Below are 6,444 nucleotides of genomic sequence, written 5' to 3'. Positions count from 1 at the left end.
CCGCTTATCCGCGATGAACCTTTTTTATTGCAGCTGAAACCTGTCTATTTTCTTTATAAACAATGTGTTATCCAGTTTGTGAGCTGGGTTGTTATTTTCAAGAGTGAATTGTTGCAAATATGTGCTGGTTACATTTTTGGAATGGATTCCAAGCCTATGATTTCGCTCCGCAAGTGGTGAAAAAATAATATGTAAATTAAGGATGAGATGAATGAAAAAGACAATTATTGCTTTGTCGTTGCTATCGGCAAATGGTGCCATGGCGGCAAACCTCCCCGACTTTCTGGATCAGCAGGATATCGACCAGGCTGAGTTCAAGTGTCTGGGTGAGCCAGTCAAATACGGCTCGGCGGATCAGAAGTATGTCGATATGCTGTGGGACGAGACCCTGACCTACCTTAAAGCCTATGCCGTGGCCTTAACCAATGGTGAGAACAGTCACTGTCTTAACTCAGACGAAGCCCTGTTCGATTCGACTCAAGGTGGCCAGAAGATGTGCATCATGGATCGCCGTGATATGAAGCTGATGGTGAAAAACATCTACCAGGTGATCAATAACCCAGACAAGGCTAAACAGTGCTTCGGTGCCCGTGAAGAGGTTAACTGGATCTATAACCCGGGTGGCGAGCTCACCAAGAACTCACCCGTGGCGCAGCACTTTAAGCGCACCACCTTCGATGAGTTCTTCAAGACCAAGGTAACCAATAAAGAAGTACAAAATTTGGGTAAAACCTTTACTAAGCACTTCGCCAAGATGGTTACCGGTGATGAAGTGAAGATGCCGTCAGCTTTCCCCTATGATATCAGCGCCAATGCCCTGCCAAACCTGTGGGCGGCAGCAGGCTGGTTCCCTATGTACGCCGAAGAGAGTAAGCGTAACGATAAGAACTTTAACAACATTCGCGGTGGCTATGCCTATGCCGAGATCTTCGGTCACTGGGGATTGCTGCGCATCGATGAGATCAATGGCGAGAAGGTGGGGGCCGAAGTTGGGATGACGGTGCAGTCTGTCGATACCCTTTATCCCTACCATAACCATGCTATCTCTGAGATCTACTACAACATGCGCGTACCCGCGTGTGCCAATCAGTTTAAGAGCTTTGCTGTACGTGCCGACTCTCCTCTGCTGACCACAGTTAAAGAAGATGACAAGATGCGCCGGGTGCAATTCGACGCCGCCCAGCACAACGGCCATACCCAGTGGTTAGCCGGCAGCTATCAGCAAGATCCCCTGCTTTATTTCCATCAGAACACCATACATGCCTTCGATGTGGACGGTAGTTGCGAAGCCAAGCCTGAAGAGCGCGCCATCGTCTCCGTTTGGGCCAGAAGTAACGCCCACGATAAGCGTAATGACTATGGCACCACCTTGTTGTGTGAGTCGGCGAAAAATCCAGGCACACCGGCGAATAAAGATGAAGTGATTCAGTGCGATCTGACACATGTGAAGTGGTAACAGCAGCGTAAAAATAAGGCCAAGCATATGGCCAATTTAAGGTTCGCCGTGCGCCTTTGTTGCACGGCAATTAACAATAAAGGGTGAAATGATGAAGAAGTTTAATTGGTCTCTCCTTGCGGCATTAATGCCGCTGGCGATGATGACGGGCATGGTACAGGCACAGGAAGATGGTATCGATGTTTCCGGGACTGTGAGGGTCAACTACGCCTATAAAGATTACAGCGAAAGCTCGAAGGATAAAGGTGGCGACTTTGCCTTTGATATGGCGGCGATCAAATTCAACGGCAAGCTTGGCGACTGGGGCCTAGCCAGTGAGTATCGTTTCTATGATGGTTGGCAGGCACTGCGTTTTGGTTATGGCTTCTACGATTTTAATTCAGATTGGCAGCTGCAATTTGGCGTTAACCAGGTTCCCTTTGGGAATCCTGGCTTTATTTCTAACAGTTTTTGGTTTGGCGTGCCCTACTACTTAGGCTTCGAAGATGATTATGATCTGGGCATCAAAGGGGTTTATAAGCATGGTGCCTGGGGGACTGAGATGGCTTTCTATAAGAATGCCGAATATGGTGCTGGGCGCGCCGATCGCTATTCTACCGACCTCTATTCAGGTGTCGTCAATGGTACCGAATACAATAACGAAGAGACCAACCAATTAAATCTGCGTCAAACCTATGAGGTGAGCTATGAAGGCGGTAAAACGCTGATTGGTGGTTCGGTCGAGTATGGTCAGATCTATAACGGTAAGACAGGTAACAATGGCGACCGTTATGCCGTCGCGATTCATCTGGATAGCAGTTACAAAGGTTGGAATTTGCAACTGCAGGCGATGCAATATGAATATGACGCGGCTGATGCAGTAGATAGCAATAAGATCGCCGTTGCAGCCTATAACTGGCAGTATGAGATCGCCGCAAAGGCCCAGGCATATAGCGTCAATATCGCTAAGACCCTGGCGACTGACTGGGGCAGCCTGAAGTTTTATAATGATTTTGGCATGGTGACCCCTGAAGTGGCCGATGATAGTTATGACACCAGCTATCAAAATGTCACGGGTTGCGCCATTGCGGCAGGTGCGACCTATACCATGGTCGATTTCATCGTGGGCAAGAATATGTATGCTTCGACCCGCGACAATGGCCATGTGGGCTTGCCTGAGGTCGGGGACAGTTGGGATAAGCGTATCAATATTAACTTTGGTTATTACTTCTAACTTGATACCGCCTCATTAACGTGAATCGACAAAAGCCAACCTCAGGGTTGGCTTTTCTTTAGTTGCTCAAGGATGGTGTTAGTCGTCGGCAATTTCAGCCAGATTGTGCACATTTGCCTTGATTAAAGTGATCAGCTGCAAGGTCGCATCGGTTTGCGTATCGGGATTAAGGTATAAGGCTTCATTAAATGTCGGTAACACAGGCAATTTATGCTCTAGCGGATCTAAAATCTGCATTTTGTCGTTGATCCTGAATTCGGCAATGGGGGCAATCGCCAAGTCGTTTTCGACCGCCATACAGAGCGCCTGAGGCGATGGCGTGGACAGCAGTACATTGATAGGACGCATAGATAGCTGATGGTTGGCAAATACCTGGGCGCGTATCGGGCAGTTTTCCGGGTAGAGCGCCATGGGTATGGTCTCGCGTTTATGGGCATTGCCACCCTTTGCCGCTACCCAGTGAAATTTGCGCTCGAACAGGAGTTCGCCGTTGACCGGCGGCTGCCAGTGGGTGGCGACGACCAGGTCAAACTCTCCTTGTTGTAGCCGCTTATATAGGTTGCCACTGACATCTGTATCTATTACCAGCTCGATACAGGTAAATTCGCGAATAAACTCCAGCAGACAGCTCCCCAGATAGCGCTTGATGTAATCTGTGGGGACACCCAATCGGATGATCTCGCGGTTTTGGCACTCTTTAAGATCGTCCAGGGCCTGTGAATTAAGCTGCATCATTTTATAGGCGTAGTTCAACAGGGTTTCCCCCGACTCGGTAAGCGTGACGCCTTTGTTGTCTCTGAGTAGCAAAGATTGGCCCACACTCTCTTCGAGCTTCTTAATTTGCAGGCTGAGGGTCGATTGAGTGCGACAGATCTTATCGGCGGCTTTCGACAGGTTGCCCGCTTCGGCTACAGCTATAAAACTCTCCAGTAATTCGATTTTTAACATGTGCTATTGAGTTTGTTCATAGTGGTATCAGTATTACTCAATATTCTCTGGTACATAAGACTGTTATGGTTTGATTGTGAAGTTGCAATCATTTTGTTTGTCAAAGTGTGATGGGGTCGATATGAGTAGTTGGGAACAGAGAACAGATTATCTTGTGGAGGTAGCGCAGCGCTGCCTTAGAGGGCATCAGAGCTTTGAACTGTGCCGTTCTCACCTTGTTGGCGCCAGCCAGATATCTAAGGGAACCATCTATAATCATTTCACCACAGAGGCCGATCTGGTGGTGGCGGTCGCTTGTGCCCAATACCAAGGTTGGCTCAAGGTGGCCGAGCGTGAGCAGGCGTACTATACCGACCCCTTTGAATGTTATCTGTTTCATCACTGTCAGCGTCTGTATGATGTGTTAGCTCAAAAGCGCTTTGTGATAGAGCGCATGATGCCCAATCAAGAGTTGTTGCTGCAAGCCTCTGAGGTGTATCGTGACGGGTTTAATGAGGTGTTTGAGCAGTACTGCCAATGGAATAAAAGCATGATCTCAGCCGTTGGCGAGTGTCCCGGCTTTGATCGTTATGAGCTACTTAAAAACTATATTCGCGGCACCATGATTAACAGCGATGATGGCGTTAAGCGGTGTGATGACGTGCAGACCTATTATCAATTTAGCTATGCTATGGCCCAGCTCATGGGACATTCGGATAGACGTATTCCCAGCAAGCAAACCTTTTCACTCTGGTTACAGCAAAGAGAGCTGCAGCAGACTAACGCGGCAGCGTAATGGTCACCTTTAATCCTTTAGGTTGATGATTGGTGGCGATGATCTGTCCTTGGTGAGCCTGTATCGCGGCCTTGGCGATTGCCAGCCCGAGTCCCCAGCCACCCGATTCGCGCTCACGAGCGGATTGTGGTCGATAGAAGGGCTCGAAAATGGATTGTAGATCGGCAGGGTCCTCTATACCCGGGCCATCATCGAGGATCTCCAGGATTACCTTGCTTGGCTCGGCAAAGGCGCGGATGCTGATCTCTCGCTCCGCATAGCGAATGGCGTTACGCAGCAGGTTTTCTATCGCTCTGGCCAAGGGGCGAGGGTTAAGTTTCAACATCAGGCTGTCGTCAATGTCGATCACCAGAGATTTCTGCTGCTGCTCAGCCTCAAATTCAGCGTCGTCCAGCACCTGTCCCAGGGTTTCCGCCAGCGACAGCATGTGTTTATTTTCATGCACATCCAGTTTCACCCGCGACAGTTCCAGTAATTCGGCGATCATGGCCTCTAACTGTTCGGCCTCATAGCCGATGCGCTCAATCTCTTTCGAGTCTTGTCCCTTTTTACGCGTCAGCGCCAGTGCGAGCTGTAGCCTGGTCAGTGGTGTTCTGAGTTCATGGGACATATCGCTAATTAATCGCTGCTGGCTGTTGACCATAGACTCGATGGAGTCAGCCATGGCATTAAAGGATTGCGCCAGCTGGCCTATCTCATCGTTACGCGCCGTGGTACTGGGGTCCGCCCTGTGACTGAGATCGCCACTTGCTACCGCTTCGGCGCTCTGCTTGAGGGAGCGCAGGGGCTTACCCAGGTGCCATGCCAGCAGACCACAGAGCAGACCTGAAAGTAAGATGGCTAAGGTTAGTGTCAGTGCGATGTTCTCGGCAAAGAAGAAAAACCAGGGTCTGGGGTGCATCTCCGCCAGGCGGCCATAGAGGCTGTAGCGCTTGCCTTGCAGGGTGAAGACTTTGGGACCAAACAGCAGCTCACTCTTAAATTGGTGACTGATGGGGCGTCCGGCCTCGTCGGCCATCAACATGAAACGACGTATGCCGTGAGAGGCTCGCTGGTTGTTGATTAGCTGTCCCTGCTCATCGGCCACATAGAAGCGCACCGGCTTATTATCCATCTCTCTGAGTCTGTGCCAGTGTCTGTCGCGCTTCTTGGTCAGGAGCTCAGGCTTGTCCTCTAACCGCTTTACGACACGTTCTAACAGTTCCTGCAGATCTGGTGGGATAGGGGCCTGATCATGGTTCTGTTGCAGCAGTGGCAGCAGGCCAACGATGGCGATGATCAGGCTACTACAGAGCCAGAAGCTCAGTAGCAGCTTGATAAAGATGCGATTAGGAAGACTACTAATTTTCATCAGGTTAGCCAGATATAGCCCTTGCCTCTGAGGGTCTTAACTCTGGGGCGCCCATCGGCGCGCTCGGGGAGCTTTTTACGTAAGTTAGACAGGTGCATGTCTAAGCTGCGATCGAAGGGCATCAGCTTCTTACCTAATACATTCTCGCTGAGGTTGTCCTTACTGAGCACTTCGCCACTGTGCTGAATCATATGATATAGCAGGCCAAATTCTGTACCTGTGAGGATAAGTAGCTGATCTTGGCAGACCACCTCCTGACGGCTGGGGTCTAGCTTGATGTCGGCAAACTCTATGATGCCTGGTTGCTGCTCGTCTACCTGTTGGCTGGTGCGACGTATGATTGCCTTAATGCGCGCCACTAATTCGCGGTCGTTAAAAGGTTTAGGCAGATAATCGTCCGCACCAATTTCGAGCCCGACCACTCTGTCTATCTCATCGCCGCGAGCGGTCAACATGAGCACAGGTGTCTGTTTCTTGGCCCGCAGCGCCTTGAGCACCTCAAAGCCATTGAGCTTGGGGAGCATGACATCCAAGAGAATGAGATCGAACTGCTGTGATAAGGCTAAGTTGAGCCCAGCCTCACCATCATGGGCGAGTGTTAGGGTAAAACCTTCAAGTTCAAGCAGTTGTGCTAGCAGTTCAGCTAGTCCCAGATCGTCATCAATTAACAGAATTTGGCTCATGGTACGTCTCTCTACACC

The 6,444-nt window shown here is 50.0% G+C and carries 7 protein-coding genes; 4 read left to right on the top strand and 3 right to left on the bottom strand.

The window, feature by feature from the left end:
- The 3 genes from NY07_RS19785 to NY07_RS17965 all read left to right on the top strand — a co-directional run.
- Positions 1-180 (top strand): hypothetical protein (locus NY07_RS19785; RefSeq protein WP_235363975.1); only part of this gene is annotated, 180 nt, incomplete at its 5' end.
- 31 nt (positions 181-211) lie between these two features.
- Positions 212-1,456, top strand: a complete 1,245-nt coding sequence (locus NY07_RS17970) for a hypothetical protein (RefSeq protein WP_033540747.1) — start codon at positions 212-214, stop codon at positions 1,454-1,456.
- A gap of 88 nt (positions 1,457-1,544) precedes the next feature.
- Positions 1,545-2,669, top strand: coding sequence for a membrane protein (locus tag NY07_RS17965; protein WP_033540746.1), 1,125 nt, complete (start codon positions 1,545-1,547; stop codon positions 2,667-2,669).
- Between the two features lie 78 nt (positions 2,670-2,747).
- Here the strand turns inward: NY07_RS17965 and NY07_RS17960 are convergent, their stop codons facing one another.
- A complete protein-coding gene (locus tag NY07_RS17960) occupies positions 2,748-3,617 on the bottom strand; it encodes a LysR family transcriptional regulator (RefSeq protein WP_033540745.1) in 870 nt (289 codons plus the stop codon).
- Between the two features lie 121 nt (positions 3,618-3,738).
- On the opposite strand from NY07_RS17960, the gene NY07_RS17955 reads away from it, so the two are divergent.
- Positions 3,739-4,392 (top strand): TetR/AcrR family transcriptional regulator, encoded by a 654-nt coding sequence (locus NY07_RS17955; RefSeq protein ID WP_033540744.1) that lies wholly within the window; start codon positions 3,739-3,741, stop codon positions 4,390-4,392.
- Here NY07_RS17955 and NY07_RS17950 read toward each other — a convergent pair.
- On the bottom strand, positions 4,376-5,743 hold the full coding sequence (locus NY07_RS17950) for an ATP-binding protein (protein ID WP_033540743.1): 1,368 nt from the start codon (positions 5,741-5,743) through the stop codon (positions 4,376-4,378). The two genes, NY07_RS17955 and NY07_RS17950, sit on opposite strands and share 17 nt — an antisense overlap.
- Positions 5,743-6,426 (bottom strand): response regulator, encoded by a 684-nt coding sequence (locus tag NY07_RS17945; protein WP_033540742.1) that lies wholly within the window; start codon positions 6,424-6,426, stop codon positions 5,743-5,745. The genes NY07_RS17950 and NY07_RS17945 overlap by 1 nt, the downstream gene beginning before the upstream one ends.
- Positions 6,427-6,444: the final 18 nt, after the last annotated feature.

It is taken from the genome of Shewanella sp. ECSMB14101, from assembly GCF_000773485.1.
GTDB classification, from domain to species: Bacteria; Pseudomonadota; Gammaproteobacteria; order Enterobacterales; family Shewanellaceae; genus Shewanella; species Shewanella marisflavi.
The sequence above is the reverse complement of the archived record's forward strand: the minus strand, read 5'-3'. Positions and strand labels throughout refer to the sequence as shown.

Bases quoted from the DNA above. Each gene is read 5' to 3' on its own strand.
- NY07_RS17970 (WP_033540747.1), top strand. From the start codon at position 212: ATGAAAAAGACAATTATTGCTTTGTCGTTGCTATCGGCAAATGGTGCC.
- NY07_RS17965 (WP_033540746.1), top strand. From the start codon at position 1,545: ATGATGAAGAAGTTTAATTGGTCTCTCCTTGCGGCATTAATGCCGCTG.
- NY07_RS17960 (WP_033540745.1), bottom strand. From the start codon at position 3,617: ATGTTAAAAATCGAATTACTGGAGAGTTTTATAGCTGTAGCCGAAGCG.
- NY07_RS17955 (WP_033540744.1), top strand. From the start codon at position 3,739: ATGAGTAGTTGGGAACAGAGAACAGATTATCTTGTGGAGGTAGCGCAG.
- NY07_RS17950 (WP_033540743.1), bottom strand. From the start codon at position 5,743: ATGAAAATTAGTAGTCTTCCTAATCGCATCTTTATCAAGCTGCTACTG.
- NY07_RS17945 (WP_033540742.1), bottom strand. From the start codon at position 6,426: ATGAGCCAAATTCTGTTAATTGATGACGATCTGGGACTAGCTGAACTG.